Source organism: Nonomuraea longicatena, assembly GCF_039525605.1.
Taxonomy (GTDB): Bacteria; Actinomycetota; Actinomycetes; order Streptosporangiales; family Streptosporangiaceae; genus Nonomuraea; species Nonomuraea longicatena.
On sequence record NZ_BAAAHQ010000001.1, the window covers coordinates 138,971 to 154,549 of the forward strand.

Consider the following 15,579-nt stretch of genomic DNA (forward strand, 5'->3'; position numbering starts at 1 on the left):
CTGGAGGCCGCCCGCGCGTGACGGTGGGCGGGGGTGGGGCGGCCGGCCGTGATGGTGAGGGCTGCGCTGAAGGCAGGTGGTCGTGGCGGCGAGGGCCGTACTGAGGGCGGCCGTCTGTAACGGCGAGGGTCGCACCGAGCGGGTCGGCCTCGGCGGCAGGGTGGGCTGAGCAGCAGGGCCGCCCTAAACGGCGAGGGCGGTCGTGACGGCGCGGGCGGGTCCATGGCGCCGTCGGTTCCAGCGGTTGAGGCTGATGTCTGGTTGAAGCGGTAGAAATCTCCTATGACGGCTATCGCGCGCTATCGCACCACGGTCTTCGACTGCCCCGACCCGCTTGAGCTGGCCCGCTTCTACTCCCAGGTGCTCGACTGGCCCATCGTGACCCAGGAGGACACCTGGGTCGTGGTCTCCGACGGCGGGTCGCCGAGACGGCTGGCGTTCAACAAGGCCGACGACTACCACGCGCCCGAATGGCCGCGCCCCGACCGTCCCCAGCAGTTGCACCTCGATCTCACCGTCGACGACCTCGACGCGGCCGAGGCGCAGGTGGTGGCGCTGGGCGCGCGCAAGCACGAGCACCAGCCGGGCGAGGACGACGGTTTCCGCGTGTTCCTCGACCCGGCCGGTCACCCGTTCTGCCTGGTCGTGGACTAGCGGATCAGCAGCTCCACCGCCCGCGTGTACGCCCCGGAGGCGAGCGCCTGGTCGGCCAGCGCCCAGCGTGCGGCCGATACCCCGGTCCGCCGCGCCTGCTCACGGGCCGAGGAGACGAGAGCGTCCGCCGCCGCCCAGGTGTCGCCTCCGGCCTGCTCCAGCCGCCGGGCCTCCGTCATGAGATTTCCCGACTTAGGGGCAGATTTCGTGGAAAGTCCCCATCCGTATGGGTAGAGCGGGTCGTAGGCGGCGTCACCCACGTTGATCGGCAACTGCTCCATCGAGCGCGGCCACGTGTACGGCAGCCGTCCCGTGTACGGCACCGCGCCGAACAGTGGATCGGACACCCCGGCGCCCTCACTGCCCGGCAGCCACGCCGCCACCACAGCCTCGACCTGCGACAGGTCGCCCAGCAGCAGCGGCCGCCCGGACACGACGACCACCACGCAGTCGAGCGCCCCGCACACGGTCTCGACCGCCGCCCGGTCCTGTGGCGACAGCTCCATCGTGCGGCCCTGCCGTCCGACGTCGCCCTGGCCTTCGGCGTACGGTCGCTCGCCCACGACGACCACCCCCACGTCGTGTCCGGCGGTCGGCGCCGAGGCGTCGGGCGAGTGGGTGACGGACGCCGCCCGCCCCCTGATCCCGGACAGGATCGTCGTCCCCTGCGTGATCGGCCCCGACGAGCCCTGCCAGGTGATCGTCCACCCGCCGGACTGGTTGCCGATGTCGTCGGCGTTCGACCCGGCCACGTACACGCGCGCGGACGGCCGCAGCGGCACCACGGACCCGCTGTTCTTCAGCAGGACCTGCGAGCGGGCGGCGGCGGTCCTGGCCAGTGCCCGGTGCGGGGCCGAGCCGACCGTGCTCAGCCCGGACCGGTCGGCATAGGGCCGCTCGAACAGGCCGAGCCGGAACTTCGCCGTCAGGATCCGGCTGACCGCGTCGTCGACGCGTGCCATGGAGACCCGTCCGGCCTCGATCTCGGCGGTCAGCGTCGAGACGAAGGTCTGGAACGCGTACGGCACCATGATCATGTCGAGTCCGGCGTTGATCGAGGTGCGCACGTCGGTGGTGTGGTCGCCGGGGATCTGGTCGATCGCCTGCCAGTCGCTGACGACCAGGCCGGTGAAGCCGAGCCGGCCCTTGAGCACGTCGGTGAGCAGTTCGCGGTGGGCGTGCATCTTGGTGGGGCCGACACTGGAGAAGGACGGCATCACGCTGCCGACGCCCCGCCGTACGGCCTGGGCGAAGGGCGCCAGGTGCACCGCCTCCAGTTCCTCGCGGGAGCCGGTGAAGACGCCCTGGTCGATCGTGTAGTCCGCGGTGCCGGAGCTGCCGTAGTCGGTGCCGCCGTCGGCGACGTAGTGCTTGGCGGTGGCCAGGACCCCGTGGTCCTGGAGCCCGTCGATGATCGTGCTCATGCGGCCGACCAGCGCGGGGTCCTCGCCGAAGGACTCGTAGGCGCGGCCCCACCGCTCGTCGCGCGACACGCACAGGCAGGGGGAGAAGTTCCACGGGATGCCGGTCGCCTTGACCTCCTTCGCGGTGGCCGCGCCGATGCGCCTGACGAGTGCGGGGTCGCGGGTGGCGCCGAGGCCGACGTTGTGCGGGAAGATCGTCGCCCCGGCCACGTTGTTGTGGCCGTGGACGGCGTCGACGCCGTAGACGATCGGGATCTGCAGCCGGGTCTGGCGCGTCCTGAGCTGGAAGCCGTCCACCATGTCGGCCCACGCCTTCGGGGTGTTGTCCGCCGGGGCCGAGCCGCCGCCGGACAGCACCGAGCCCAGCAGGTACGTCGCCAGGTCGTCGGGGGTGCCGAGCGCCGAACGCTCGGCCTGCGTCATCTGGCCGACCTTCTCGGCGACGGTCATCCGCGACAGCAGGTCGCGGACCCGGTCGCGGACGGGCCGGGACCGGTCGAGGTACGGCAGCCCGTGGGCGTTCACCACGATCGCGGGCTCGTCGGCCGGCGGCCGGACGCCCTCACCGGACAGCACCACCGGGACGGTCTCGGCGACCTCCGCGTCCCGGTCGCGCAGGGTCCTCACCGTGAACGCCTGCGAGCCGCCGGACGGGGTGCCCGCGCGGAAGGTGAGCGTCCCTGCGACCGGCACGTAGTCGGCGCCGGGAGTGGCCGTGCCGGTGCCCGTCGCGTACGAGACGCGGGTGTCGGCGGGCAGCGGCCGGCCGTCGGCGGTGGTCACCGTGACGGCGACGCGGGCGCTGCCGCGCTCGTCCACGGCGTACACCGGCCGGTCGGTGGACAATCGCACCGGCCGGGCGGGGGCGGTGCCGTACACCTGGACGTCGTCGAAGCCCAGCGTGCCCGAGGCGGCCGGGAAGCGGAGCGCGTACCCCCACATCTCGACCAGGTCCAGTTCGCCGTCGGTGGGGGCGCCTGCGGGCTGGTAGTCCGCGCGCCGGACGAAGGCCGCGAAGGGGGTACGGACCTGCCGCCACCCGGCCGTGTCGTCGACGAAGGAGGACTCGAACAGCTCGGCGCTGCCCGCGCCGCCACCGCCGTCCCTGACCTCGAAGTACACTCGCCGGCCCGTGGCGGCGCCGAGGACCCAGAAGGACAGCCCTTCGTGCGCCGACCAGTCCTGGGCGGCGCTCAGGTCGTGCGACCAGCCGCCCCACTGGCCGACGGTGTACTCGGCGCGCAGCGCCCGGTTGCCCGCAGGGGCCTCGGGCCGGTCGGGGGCGGGCGTGATGTCCAGTCGCGGGGTCGAGGCGGAGTCGGACCCCCAGGGGTACACCCCGGCGGGGACGGTGGCGGATTCGAAGTCGGCGACGGTCAGCGGGGCGGCCGCCGCCTGCGCGGACGGTACGGCGAACAGCGAGGCGAGGAGTGCGGCTGCCGCCCATAACGGGGTGCGGGACACGGGTGCTGCCTCCCAGGTGCGTGAGAGCGCTCTCGCTCGATCATCGACCACTGGGTGGATTTGGCAACCCCTGTCCCGCCCGGGGAGAGTTCCCCGGGCGGGACAGGACCGAGGATCAGGCGGGCTCCTCCGGCTCGGCGACCATGGGGCGCTCCGGGGGCTCGGCGGTGCCCTGGGCGCCGCCGACGGCGCCGACGGTGTGGGTCAGCCGCAGGCCGGAGGCGTCGCGGCGGCTGATCTCCTCGGGCAGCGGAATCGGCTTGCCCGCCGCCGAGACCGCCTTGGCGGGGGCAGGGCCCGCCCAGGCCAGCAGCAGGGTGTCCTCGCCCTTCAGGAACCGCTGCGCGCGCACGCCGCCGGTCGCCCGGCCCTTCGGCGGGAAGTCGGTGTAGTCGGAGACCTTGCCGCCGCCGACCTGGGTGCCGGGCAGCGCGGTGGCCGATCCGGCGACGGTGACGACCTGCGCGGGCAGGGCCGGATCGACGGTGCCGAAGAAGATCACCCGGGCGCCGTCGTCGAGCCGGATGCCCGCCATGCCGCCCGCGGGCCGTCCCTGCGGGCGCACGCTGGCGGCGGGGAAGCGCAGGAGTTGCGCGTCGGAGGTGACGAACACCAGGTCGTGGGCGTCGGATTCGAGCTCGACCGCGCCCACGACGGTGTCGCCGTCCTTGAGCGCGATGACCTCGTAGTCGTCGCGGTTGGGCGGATAGTCGGGGACCACCCGCTTGACCACACCCTGCGCGGTGCCGATCGCCAGCCCCAGCGCGTCGGGGGACAGCGAGCACAGGCCGACCACGTTCTCACCGGGGCTGAGCGTGACGAACTCGCTGATCGGATGTCCGCCGGACAGCGACGGCGGGTTGGCGGAGGGCGGCAGGATGGGCAGGTCGACCACGGAGACGCGGATCGCCCGCCCGTGCGAGGTGACCAGGCCGACCTCGGCTCGCGCCGTCGTGCGCACCGCCCCTGTGAGCACGTCGTGGGCGGCGCGTTCGCCTTCGCCGGGCAGCGGGGTGCCGTCGGTGGTGCGGGCGAGCAGGCCGGTGGACGACAGCAGAACCAGGCAGGGGTCGTCGGCGATCATGAGCGAGGTCGGGGCGGTGCGGGGGGTGCCGGAGGCCTCCAGGAGGATCGTGCGGCGCGGCGTGCCGTACTTCTTGGCGACCTCGGCGAGTTCGGCGGAGACGACCTGGCGCATGCGCTCGGGCGAGGCGAGGATCGCGGTCAGCTCCGCGATCTCGTCGCTGAGCTGCTGCTTCTCGCGGTCGAGTTCGAGCTTGTCGAAGCGGGTGAGGCGGCGTAGCGGGGTGTCGAGGATGTAGGCGGCCTGGATGTCGGTGAGGTCGAAGACCTCCATCAGGCGGCTGCGGGCCTGGGCGGAGTCGTCGGAGGAGCGGATGACCTGGATGACCTCGTCGATGTTGAGCAGGGCGACGATGAGGCCCTCGACCAGGTGCAGGCGCTCCTCGCGCTTGCGGCGGCGGAACTCCGAGCGGCGGCGCACGACCTCCAGGCGGTGGTCGACGTAGACCTTGAGCAGTTCGCGCAGACCGAGCGTGCGCGGCTCGCCCTCGACCAGGGCGACGTTGTTGATGCCGAAGGTCTCCTCCATCGGCGTGAGCCGGTAGAGCTCGTCGAGGACGGCCTCGGGCACGAAGCCGTTCTTGATCTCGATGACCAGGCGCAGGCCCTTGTGCCGGTCGGTGAGGTCCTTGAGGTCGGCGATGCCCTGGAGCTTCTTGCTGGTGACCAGGTCCTTGATCTTGGTGACCACGCGCTCGGGGCCGACGGCGTAGGGGAGTTCGGTGACGATGATGCCCTTGCGCCGGGGGGTGATCTGCTCGATCGTGCAGCGGGCCCGCATGCGGAAGGTGCCCCGGCCGCTCTCGTAGGCGTCGCGGATGCCCTGCAGGCCGATGATCGTGCCGCCGGTGGGCAGGTCGGGGCCGGGGATGTGGCGCATCAACTCGTCGAGCGAGGCGTTCGGCTTGCGGATCAGCAGGCGGGCGGCGGCGACGACCTCGCCGAGGTTGTGGGGGGCCATGTTGGTGGCCATGCCGACGGCGATGCCGGTGGTGCCGTTGACCAGGAGGTTGGGGAAGGCCGACGGCATGACCGTCGGCTCGGTCTCCTGGCCGTCGTAGTTGGGCTTGAAGTCGACGGTGTCCTCGTCGAGGGACTCGACCATGAGCATGGCGGCCGGTGCCAGGCGCGCCTCGGTGTAGCGCATGGCGGCGGGCATGTCGTCGGGCGAGCCGAAGTTGCCGTGGCCGTCGACGAGGGGCAGCCGCATCGCGAAGGGCTGGGCCATGCGCACCAGCGCGTCGTAGATGGCGGTGTCGCCGTGGGGGTGGAGCTTGCCCATGACGTCGCCGACCACGCGGGAGGACTTGACATGCCCCCGGTCGGGGCGCAGCCCCATCTCGCTCATCGAGTAGAGGATGCGGCGCTGCACGGGCTTCAAACCGTCGCGCGCGTCGGGCAGCGCGCGCTGGTAGATCACCGAGTAGGCGTACTCGAGGAAGCTGGTGCGCATCTCGGAGGAGACGTCGATGTCGACGATCCGCTCCTCGAAGTCCTCTGGAGGGGCTGCTGTGGTACGTCGGGCCATGTCGAACATTTTGGCGGACGCACAGGGGTGTCCGCGACCTGTTGGCCACAGTGTGTCTTGACCAAGCAATTGCTTGGCGCATACGTTCGGCTCATGATTGAGTTCCACCCTGTGACCAAGCACATCGGCGCCGAGGTGACCGGGGTCGACCTGCGCGAACCACTGTCACCCGAACAGGTCGCCACGCTGAGGCAGGGCTGGCTGACCCATCTCGTGCTGTTCTTTCGCGATCAGCACCTCGACGACGAGCAGCATCTGCGCTTCGCCCTCGGCTTCGGCACCCTCAACCACCCCGCCTTCAAGAAGGACGGCGCCAGCCCCATCCACGTCCTCGACCAGACCTCGCCCAAGGGTGAGGGCGGCGACGAGTGGCACAGCGACAACACCTTCGAGCCCACCCCGCCCATGGGCTCGCTGCTGCGCTGCGTGCAACTGCCCGACGTCGGCGGCGACACCTGCTGGGCCAACACCTACCTCGCCTACGAGACGCTCTCGCCGTCGCTGCGGCGGCTGTGCGACGACCTGACCGCCGTCCACGACATCACCTCCTCCATGAAGAAGGCCATCGCCAAGGGCCACCCGTTCGACCTGGAGGAGGTCCAGGCCAGGTGGCCGCCCCTCGAACGCCCGGTCGTCCGCGTCCATCCCGAGACCGGCAGGCGGGCCCTGTTCGTCAACCGGGCCTCCACCACCCGGCTCGTCGGGCTGTCGGACCGGGAGAACGAGGCGCTCCTGCCCCTTCTGAACGACCACATCCGCTCACCCGAGTTCCAGGTGCGGCTCAAATGGCGGCCGGGCACGATGGCGTTCTGGGACAACCGCCCCACCCAGCACTACGCGGTGGCCGACTACACGGAAAGGCGCAGGATGCATCGGGTCACCATCAACGCCTTCCCTCAACACCGGGATTGACTCTAAGGTGAATTAGGAAACTTTCCTAACTCACTTGGGAGTGCAGGTTGAAACTCGCCGTTGTCGGGGGCGGCTCGACGTACACGCCGGAACTGATCGACGGTTTCGCGAGATTGCGCGACGAGCTCCCGCTGACCGAGATCGCGCTCATCGACCCCAGCGCGCAGCGCCTCGACCTCGTAGCGGGCGTCTCCCGCCGCATGCTGGCCCGCGCCGGTCACCCGGCGCGGGTGCTGGCCACCGCCTCGGTCGAGGAAGGTGTCGCGGGAGCGGACGCCGTGCTCTTCCAACTGCGGGTCGGCGGGCAGGCCGCACGCGAGGTGGACGAGACGCTGCCGCTGCAGTGCGGCTGCGTCGGCCAGGAGACGACGGGCGCGGGCGGCCTGGCCAAGGCCCTCCGTACGGTCCCCGTCGTCCTCGACCTGGCCGAAAAGGTGCGCACCCACGCCCCCGACGCCTGGATCGTCGACTTCACCAACCCCGTCGGCATCGTGACCAGGGCCCTGCTCGACGCCGGCCACCGCGCGATCGGCCTGTGCAACGTCGCCATCGGCTTCCAGCGCCGCTGGGCCAAGGCCCTCGGCGTCACCCCCGACCGGCTCACGCTCGGGCACGTCGGACTCAACCACCTGACCTGGGAGCGGGCCGCCTACCTCGACGGCGAGGACGTCCTTCCCCGGATCATCGCCGAGGGCGGCGAAGAGCTCGCCGACGCGACCGGCCTGCCTGTGGACCTCATCCGGCGGCTCGGCGTCGTCCCGTCGTACTACCTGCGCTACTTCTACGCACACGACATCGTCGTGGCCGAGCAGCGCACCAAGCCCTCGCGCGCCGAAGAGGTCGCCGCGATGGAGACCCGGCTGCTGGAGATGTACGCCGACCCGGCCGTCGACACCAAGCCCGACCTCCTCGACAAGCGCGGCGGCGCCTACTACTCGGAGGCGGCGGTCGCGCTCATCGCCTCCCTGCTCGGCGACCGGGGCGACACCCAGATCGTCAACCTGCGCAACGAGGGCACGCTGCCGTTCCTGCCCGACGAGGCCGTCATCGAGGTACCCGCGACCATCACCGCCGAGGGCGCGCGGGCGCTGCCGGTGGCGCCGGTCGAGCCGCTGTTCGCCGGTCTGATCGCCAACGTCTCCGCCTACGAGACCCTCGCGCTGGAGGCCGCGCTGCACGGCGGCGAGGACCGGGTGCGCAACGCGCTGCTGGCCCATCCGCTCATCGGGCAGGAGGCGATCGCAGCCGATCTCACCCGGCTGCTGATCGAGGCCAACGCGGCTCACCTGCCGTGGTGAGCGCCGCCGTGGACACCGTGGTCGCCGTGGACGGCGGCAACAGCAAGACCGACGTGCTGCTGCTGTCGGTCGACGGAACCATCCTGGCCAGAGGCAGGAGCGGCCCGTTCACGCCGCAGAGCACGGGCGTCGGCCACGCCGCCGACACCGTCGAGGCGGGCGTCAGGGACGCGCTCGGCGCCGAGGCGGCGGCGCCGTACGCCGACCTGCTCGTCGCCTACGTCGCCGGGGCCGACCTGCCCGCAGAGGAGGAAGCCCTGGCGGCCGAGTTCGCGGCCAGGGACCTCGCGGGCGAGGTCGTCGTCGCCAACGACACCTTCGCGCTGCTGCGCGCCGGAGCGTCCGGGCCCTGGGGCGTCGCCGTCGTCTGCGGCGCCGGCGTCAACGCGGTGGGGGTCTCGCCGACCGGCCAGGTGGCCCGCTTCCCGTCTCTCGGCAAGATCAGCGGCGACTGGGGCGGCGGCCTCGACCTCGGCGACGAGACGCTCTGGCACGCCATCAGGGCCGAGGACGGCAGAGGCGGCCCGACCGCCCTGGCCGGGCTGGTCGCCACGCACTTCGGCAGGGACACCGTCGAGGAGGTCGTGCTCGACCTGCACTTCGGCCGCCTGGACCGGGGCAGGCTGCTGGAGCTGACCGTCGGCCTGTTCGAGCAGGCCGCAGAGGGCGACCGGGTGGCGCTGGATCTGGTGACCCAGATGGCCGACGAGGTCGTCGTCATGGCGGAGGTCTGCCTGCGCAGGCTCGGCCTCATGGAGGTGCCGACCGAGGTGGTGCTCGGCGGCGGCATCCTGCGCGCCAGGGAGCCGCTGCTGACCGCGCTGCTCGACGAGCGCTTCGGCACCCGTACGCCCCAGGCCAAGCCGGTCGTGGCCGAGCAGCCGCCGATCGTCGGCGCAGCGCTGAGCGCCCTGGACCGGATCGGCGCGAGCGAGGAGGCCAAGACGCGGCTGCGCGCCCAGTTCTGACGGCCCGGCCGGGAGGGCGCACCGCGGACCCCGGTCGCCCCGGCGCCGCCTCCGGTGCGCGCCGGGCACGCGACGCGGGACATCACCCGATGGACCGCGCCGCCGCCGGGCGAGGAGGACGACCGGGCCGAAGACGAGATCCTCGATCGTCTCCTGCCCCTCCGACACCTGGTATGAAAGGGGGATGTTCGATGTAGAGGCCCTGCGCGGCGAGGCAGAGGAGCGGCTGCGGGCACTGGCGGGCGAGCACGCGCGACTGCGTGACGACCAGTGGTCGGCGATCGAGGCGCTCGTGGTCCAGCGGAGCCGCGTGCTCGTCGTGCAGCGCACCGGCTGGGGCAAGTCGGCCGTGTACTTCGTGGCCACCGGCCTGCTGCGCGACCTCGGCGAGGGGCCGACCGTCATCGTCTCCCCGCTGCTGGCGCTGATGCGCAACCAGATCGCCGCCGCCGAGCGCGCCGGCATCAGGGCCGTCACCATCAACTCCGCGAACCCGGAGGACTGGGCCCACGTCTACGAGCGCGTCGCCGACGGCCTGGTCGACGTGCTCCTCGTCAGCCCCGAGCGGCTCAACAACCCCGACTTCCGCGACAACGTCCTGCCCGAACTCGCCGAGAGCGCCGGGCTCGTGGTCGTGGACGAGGCCCACTGCATCTCCGACTGGGGCCACGACTTCCGGCCCGACTACCGGCGGCTGGCCAGGCTGTTCGAGGAGCTGCCGCCCGGCATCCCGGTGCTCGCCACGACCGCCACCGCCAACGCCCGCGTCACCCGCGACGTCGCCGAGCAGATGGGCGAGGACACCCTGGTGCTGCGCGGCCCGCTCGAACGCGAGAGCCTGCACCTGAGCGTCGTCCGGCTGCCGTCGGCCGAGCAGCGGCTGGCCTGGCTGACCCAGCAGCTCGCCGAGCTGCCCGGCTCCGGCATCGTCTACACGCTCACGGTTGCCGCCGCCCACGAGATCGCCGGGCACCTGCGCGAGCAGGGCTTCGAGGTCGCCGCCTACTCCGGTCAGACCGACCCGGCGGAGCGGCTGGCGGCCGAGGACGCCCTGCTCAACAACAAGATCAAGGCGCTGGTGGCCACGAGCGCGCTCGGCATGGGCTTCGACAAGCCCGACCTCGGCTTCGTCATCCACGTGGGTGCCCCGCAGTCGCCGGTCGCCTACTACCAGCAGGTCGGCCGGGCCGGGCGCGGTGTCGAGCGGGCCGAGGTGATCCTGCTGCCCGGCACCGAGGACCGCGACATCTGGGCGTACTTCGCCTCCCTCGCCTTCCCGCCCGAGCCCGTCGTCCAGACGACGCTGCGGGCGCTGGAAGAGGGCGGTGTGCTGTCCACCCCCGCGCTGGAGAGCCGGGTCGACCTCAGCCGCAGCAGGCTGGAGATGATGCTCAAGGTCCTCGACGTCGACGGCGCGGTCCGCCGCGTCAAGGGCGGCTGGACGGCGACCGGCGAGCCGTGGGCCTACGACGCCGAGCGCTATGCCCGTATCGCCGCCGAACGCAAGGCCGAGCAGGACGCCATGCTCGCCTACCAGAGCACCGGCGACTGCCGCGAGGAGTTCCTGCGGCGCCTGCTCGACGACGAGGCCGCGCGGCCGTGCGGCCGCTGCGACAACTGCACGGGGCGGCACCGCTCGCCCGAGATCGCCGAGCAGGCCGTCGCGGACGCCCGCGCCCGGCTCGACCGGCCGGGCGTGGAGGTCGAGGCCCGCAGGCAGTGGCCGACCGGGCTCGCCGACCTGTCCGGGCGGATCAAGCCGGAACTCGGGGCCGAGCCGGGGCGGGCGCTGGGGCGGCTGACCGACATCGGGTGGGGCAACCGGCTGCGCGAGCTGTTCACGGGCGGCGACGCCGAGGTGTCCGACGAGATGTTCAAGGCCGTGATCAGGGTGCTGGCCGCGTGGGAGTGGCGGGAGCGGCCGGTGGCGGTGGTCAACGTGCCCTCGGGCTCGCGCCCGGGGCTGGTGCGGGGCTTCGCCGAGCGGCTGGCCCAGGTGGGGCGGCTGACGTACCTGGGCGAGCTGGGCTACCGGACGGGCTCGCCGGGCAGCCAGTTCAACAGCGCGCAGCGGGTGCAGGCGATCAGGGGGACACTGGCGATGCCGGCGGAGCTGGGTGCGGCGGTGGCCGCGTGCGGCGGTCCGGTGCTGCTGGTGGACGACCGGATCGACACGGGCTGGACGATGACGCTGGGCGCCGCACTGGTGCGCCACGCGGGCGCGCCCGCCGTGCTGCCGCTCGCGCTCGCGGTCAGCTCGTAGAGGTCACGGCGAAGCCCACCTCACCCCACCCGCCGCACGGGGCCGACGGCCTCCAGGGAGACGCTCCTGCGGGTGGGGGCGCTCTCGCCGTGACGAACCCTAGAGGCGCGGACGGGCACCCAGGTGGGAGATGGCCTTGGCGGCCAGACGGTTGCCCGAGGCCAGCGCCTCGGCCGGGGGCTTGCCCTCCAGCCACGGAGGCAGGAAGCCCGCGCAGAACGCGTCGCCCGCTCCGGTGCCGTCGATGATGCGGTCGACCGGGTCGGCCTCGGCGTGGACCGGGTCGGGGCGGCCGTTGGTGTACCAGAGCGCGCCGTCGGCGTTCATCTTGATGACGACCTGCGGGAACCACGCGGTCAGCACCTTGACGGCGGCCTCGGCGTCCTCGCGCCCGGTCAGCAGCCGCGCCTGGTCGGTGTTGGCGAACAGCAGCTTGGCGCCGCCCGTCCATTCGAGGAACGGCTCGGCGCCGGTGCGCTCCAGCGGCGCCGACGACGAGCAGTCGACCGAGATCGACATCCCGGCCCGGCGGGCCATGTCGAGGGCGGCCAGGCCCGCGTCGCGGGAACCCTCGTTGATCAGCGTGTAGCCGGACAGGTGCAGATGGGTGCCGCCGACGAACAGGTCGCGGGGCAGGTCCTCGGGGGAGAGGGCGGCGTTGGCGCCGGGGTCGGACAGCATGGTGCGCTCGCCCTTGTGCGTGACCAGGACGACGCAGGTGCCGGTGGGCCGCTCAGGGTCCATCACCAGGCGGGCGTCGACGCCGTAGCCCATGAGCTCCATGTCGCGGTTGCGGCCGGTGATGTCGGCGCCTCTGCGGCCGATGAAGGCCACCTCGCCGCCTTCGACCGCCAGCCATGAGGCGATGTTGGCCCCGGACCCGCCGCCGTGCATCGTCACGATCGCCGGGGTGTCGCTGGCCCGGGCGAGCGCATAACGGGCGCGCGCCACCGCGTCGGTCATGAGATCGCCCACCACGACGACCCGCGTCATGATGCCACCACCTTGCTGCGTTCTCGAAGAGCCTGCCGTCGGCAAAACTAACAGCTTCGAGCCTGCTCGTGGGGCGTACACCGGACACCGGTGTCAGTCGATGCACAAGCGTTGCCCAATGCACCTGGCATCTGGGACAGAGGTCTACCCTCGGGACTGTGGAGGGGAGTCAGTCTGCTATGGGACAGTATCCGGCGCATTGGGAGGCCGACGTCGTGCTCGCCGACGGCGGAACGGCGCACGTGCGCCCGATTCGTCCGGCCGACGCCGACCGGCTGCGCGCCTTCTACTCCCGCCTGTCCGACGAGTCGATCTACTTCCGTTTCTTCGGCCCCCGCCCCCGGCTGAGCGACAAGGAGGTCGAACGGTTCACCAACGTGGACTACACCGACCGGGTCGCCCTGATCGCCACCATCGGCGCCGAGATGGTGGCCGTGATCCGCTACGACCGCTCCGGCCCCGGAGAGGCCGAGGTCGCCTTCCTCGTCGAGGACGCCCACCAGGGCAGGGGCGTCGCCTCCGTCCTCCTCGAACACCTCGCCGCCACCGCCCGCGAACGCGGCATCGAGCACTTCGTCGCCGACGTCCTGCCCGCCAACATGAAGATGATGGGCGTGCTGCGCCAGGCCGGGTACACCGCGCAGAGCCGCTTCGCCGACGGCGTCGTCCGCATGACCCTCGACCTCACCCCCACCGACACCTCGGCGGAGGTGACGGCCGCCCGCGAGCACCGCGCCGAGTCCCGCTCGATCGCGCGCCTCCTCACGCCGGGCTCGGTCGCGGTCATCGGCGCCTCGCGCGAGCCCGGCGGCGTCGGCCAGACCGTGCTGCGCAACCTGCTCGGCGCCGACTTCACCGGCCCCGTCTACCCGGTCCACCGCGAGGTGCGGGCCGTCGCGGGCGTGCGCGCCTACCCGAGCCTCGCCGCCATCGACGGCGACGTGGACCTCGCCGTCGTCGCCGTCCCCGCCGGGGGCGTGCTCGACGTGGTCGAGGAGTGCGCGCGCAAGGGCGTGCACGGGCTGGTCGTCGTCTCCTCCGGGTTCGGCGAGACCGGCGCGGACGGGCGCTCCCGCCAGGACGAACTGGCCAGGCTGGCCCGCTCGTACGGCCTGCGCGTGGTCGGCCCCAACTGCCTCGGCATCGCCAACACCGATCCGGCCGTCCGGCTGAACGCCACCCTCGCCGCCACGCTCCCCGGCCGGGGGCGGGTCGGCTTCTTCAGCCAGTCGGGCGCGCTCGGCACCGCCCTGCTCCAGCGGGTGGCGCAGCGGGGCATGGGCATCTCCAGCTTCGTCTCCGCGGGCAACCGCGCCGACGTCTCCGGCAACGACCTGCTCCAGTACTGGGAGGAGGACGAGGCCACCGAGGTCATCCTGCTGTACCTCGAATCGCTCGGGAACCCGCGCAAGTTCGCCCGCCTGGCCAGGCGCATCGCCCGCCGCAAACCCATCGTCGTGGTCAAGAGCGGCGGCACCCCCGCCGGGCACTCCGCCGAGGAACTGCGGCTGCCGGACACGGCGCTGTCGTCGCTGTTCGAGCAGGCCGGGCTGATCCGGGTGGACGACCTCATCCAGCTCTTCGACGTGGGCCAGCTGCTCGCCTACCAGCCGCTGCCCGCAGGGCCGAGGGTCGGCCTGGTCACGAACTCCGACGCGCTCGGCCTGCTGGCCGTCCGCGCCTGCGAGGCAGCCGGGCTCTCCCCGCGCCCGCCGGTCAACCTCGGCCCCTCCGCCGGGCCCGCCGAGTACGGCCCCGCGCTGGCCGACGTCCTGGCCACCGCCGAGGTGGACGCCGCCGTGGTCGTCTACACCCCGCCCATCCCCGGCGACGCCGAGGGGGTGGCGGCCGAGCTGGTACGGGTCTCGGCGGGCTCCGCCAAGCCGGTCCTGGCCACGTTCGAGGGCCACCTCGGCATGCACCCGGCCCTGCGCGTGCTCTCACCGCCCGCCCGCGTCCCGGATCCGCGCGGCACCCGGCCGGTCCTGTCCCCGCCCGAGCGCGGTTCGATCCCCTCCTACGCGGCGCCGGAGGAGGCCGTGCGCGCGCTGGCCCACGTGGTCCGCCACGCGGCCTGGCTGCGGCATCCGCCCGCGCCGCAGGCCGAGGTCCACGGCATCGACACCGAGGCCGCCCGCGCCCTCGTCGAGGACACACTCGCGGCGGCCGTCCAGGAGGATCCGCGCGGCTTCGAGGCGGGCCCGCCCGTCGCGGCCGACGCCGCCGCCCTGCTCGCCTGCTACGGCCTCACCGTGTGGCCCGCGCCCCCCGTGTCCTGCGCGGACGAGGCGGTCGCCGTGGCCGAGTCGCTGGGCTGGCCGGTGGTGCTCAAGGTCGCGGGTGCCGAGGCGGCCCGCCGGGCGGGGACCGTACGGCTCGGGCTGACCGGCCCCGACAGCGTCCGCCACGCCCACGCCGAGCTGACTGCCCAGTACGGCGACGACGTCGAACTGGCCGTGCAGCGCATGGTGCCGCAGCCCGCCGTCCCCACCGTGGTGGGCGTCAGGGAGGATCCCGGCTTCGGCCCGGTCGTCTCGTTCGGGCTGGGCGAGGTCACCGCGCGACTGCTCCAGGACGAGGGTTTCCGCCTCGCGCCGCTCACGGCGGAGGACGCGGCGGGGCTGATCCGCTCGGTGCGGGCGGCACCGCTGCTGTTCGGCGAGTACGGTTACCCGCCCGTCGCCGTGGCCGCGCTCCAGGACCTCCTGGTCCGCGTCGGCCGCCTGTCCGACGACCTGCCGGAACTGGCCCGTCTCTCCCTCGACCAAGTTCTGGTGGGCGAGTCGGAGGTCTTCGTCCTGTCGGCCCGCGCCACCCTCCGCACCCCGGCCCTGCCCAGGCTCGACGCCGGCCCCCGCCGCCTGTACTGACCCGCCCGCCGCGAACACGGGTGATCGATGGGCTCTCGGCGAACACCGGATCTCGGGGCCCATGGCGTGAACTCGCGGGGAGTCCCGGGCGACCGGCCGTGGGCGAAGCCGCACGGTCCGGG

9 protein-coding genes are annotated in these 15,579 nt (G+C 72.8%); 6 read left to right on the forward strand and 3 right to left on the reverse strand.

All coding sequences use genetic code 11. The annotated features are described in order from the left end of the window. Window positions 1-282 precede the first annotated feature (282 nt). Entirely contained in the window at window positions 283-654 is a 372-nt protein-coding gene (locus ABD120_RS00665) for a VOC family protein (protein ID WP_343947637.1), read from the forward strand. On the opposite strand, the gene ABD120_RS00670 is transcribed toward ABD120_RS00665, so the two are convergent. Continuing rightward, a complete protein-coding gene (locus tag ABD120_RS00670) occupies window positions 651-3,542 on the reverse strand; it encodes a glycoside hydrolase family 3 N-terminal domain-containing protein (RefSeq protein ID WP_343947638.1) in 2,892 nt (963 codons plus the stop codon). The two genes, ABD120_RS00665 and ABD120_RS00670, sit on opposite strands and share 4 nt — an antisense overlap. Before the next feature lie 115 nt (window positions 3,543-3,657). Further along, window positions 3,658-6,162, reverse strand: a complete 2,505-nt coding sequence (locus ABD120_RS00675) for a DNA gyrase/topoisomerase IV subunit A (protein ID WP_343947639.1) — start codon at window positions 6,160-6,162, stop codon at window positions 3,658-3,660. An 84-nt stretch (window positions 6,163-6,246) separates the two neighbouring features. Here ABD120_RS00675 and ABD120_RS00680 point away from each other — a divergent pair, with 84 nt between their 5' ends. From ABD120_RS00680 to ABD120_RS00695, 4 genes are all read left to right on the forward strand, one after another. Beyond that, window positions 6,247-7,065, forward strand: a complete 819-nt coding sequence (locus tag ABD120_RS00680) for a TauD/TfdA dioxygenase family protein (RefSeq protein ID WP_343947641.1) — start codon at window positions 6,247-6,249, stop codon at window positions 7,063-7,065. Between the two features lie 47 nt (window positions 7,066-7,112). After that, the gene (locus ABD120_RS00685) at window positions 7,113-8,363 is read left to right on the forward strand and encodes a 6-phospho-beta-glucosidase (RefSeq protein ID WP_343947642.1); all 1,251 of its coding nucleotides are present in this window, start codon (window positions 7,113-7,115) and stop codon (window positions 8,361-8,363) included. Next, a complete protein-coding gene (locus tag ABD120_RS00690; protein WP_343947643.1) occupies window positions 8,360-9,331 on the forward strand; it encodes an N-acetylglucosamine kinase in 972 nt (323 codons plus the stop codon). Before ABD120_RS00685 ends, ABD120_RS00690 begins: the two co-directional genes overlap by 4 nt. A 184-nt stretch (window positions 9,332-9,515) precedes the next feature. Beyond that, window positions 9,516-11,594 carry a RecQ family ATP-dependent DNA helicase gene (locus ABD120_RS00695; RefSeq protein ID WP_343947644.1) on the forward strand — a complete coding sequence of 693 codons (2,079 nt, stop codon included), beginning with the start codon at window positions 9,516-9,518 and terminating at the stop codon, window positions 11,592-11,594. 99 nt (window positions 11,595-11,693) lie between these two features. Here ABD120_RS00695 and ABD120_RS00700 read toward each other — a convergent pair whose 3' ends face one another. Continuing rightward, window positions 11,694-12,587, reverse strand: coding sequence for a carbohydrate kinase family protein (locus ABD120_RS00700; protein ID WP_343947645.1), 894 nt, complete (start codon window positions 12,585-12,587; stop codon window positions 11,694-11,696). Window positions 12,588-12,766: 179 nt separating this feature from the next. On the opposite strand from ABD120_RS00700, the gene ABD120_RS00705 reads away from it, so the two are divergent. Further along, on the forward strand, window positions 12,767-15,457 hold the full coding sequence (locus ABD120_RS00705) for a bifunctional acetate--CoA ligase family protein/GNAT family N-acetyltransferase (RefSeq protein WP_343947646.1): 2,691 nt from the start codon (window positions 12,767-12,769) through the stop codon (window positions 15,455-15,457). Window positions 15,458-15,579 lie beyond the last annotated feature (122 nt).

What these genes read in the sequence shown, in the direction of transcription:
- ABD120_RS00695 (WP_343947644.1), top strand. Translation starts at nt 9,516, where the DNA reads ATGTTCGATGTAGAGGCCCTGCGCGGCGAGGCAGAGGAGCGGCTGCGG.
- ABD120_RS00680 (WP_343947641.1), top strand. Translation starts at nt 6,247, where the DNA reads ATGATTGAGTTCCACCCTGTGACCAAGCACATCGGCGCCGAGGTGACC.
- ABD120_RS00700 (WP_343947645.1), bottom strand. Translation starts at nt 12,587, where the DNA reads ATGACGCGGGTCGTCGTGGTGGGCGATCTCATGACCGACGCGGTGGCG.
- ABD120_RS00705 (WP_343947646.1), top strand. Translation starts at nt 12,767, where the DNA reads ATGGGACAGTATCCGGCGCATTGGGAGGCCGACGTCGTGCTCGCCGAC.
- ABD120_RS00665 (WP_343947637.1), top strand. Translation starts at nt 283, where the DNA reads ATGACGGCTATCGCGCGCTATCGCACCACGGTCTTCGACTGCCCCGAC.
- ABD120_RS00675 (WP_343947639.1), bottom strand. Translation starts at nt 6,162, where the DNA reads ATGTTCGACATGGCCCGACGTACCACAGCAGCCCCTCCAGAGGACTTC.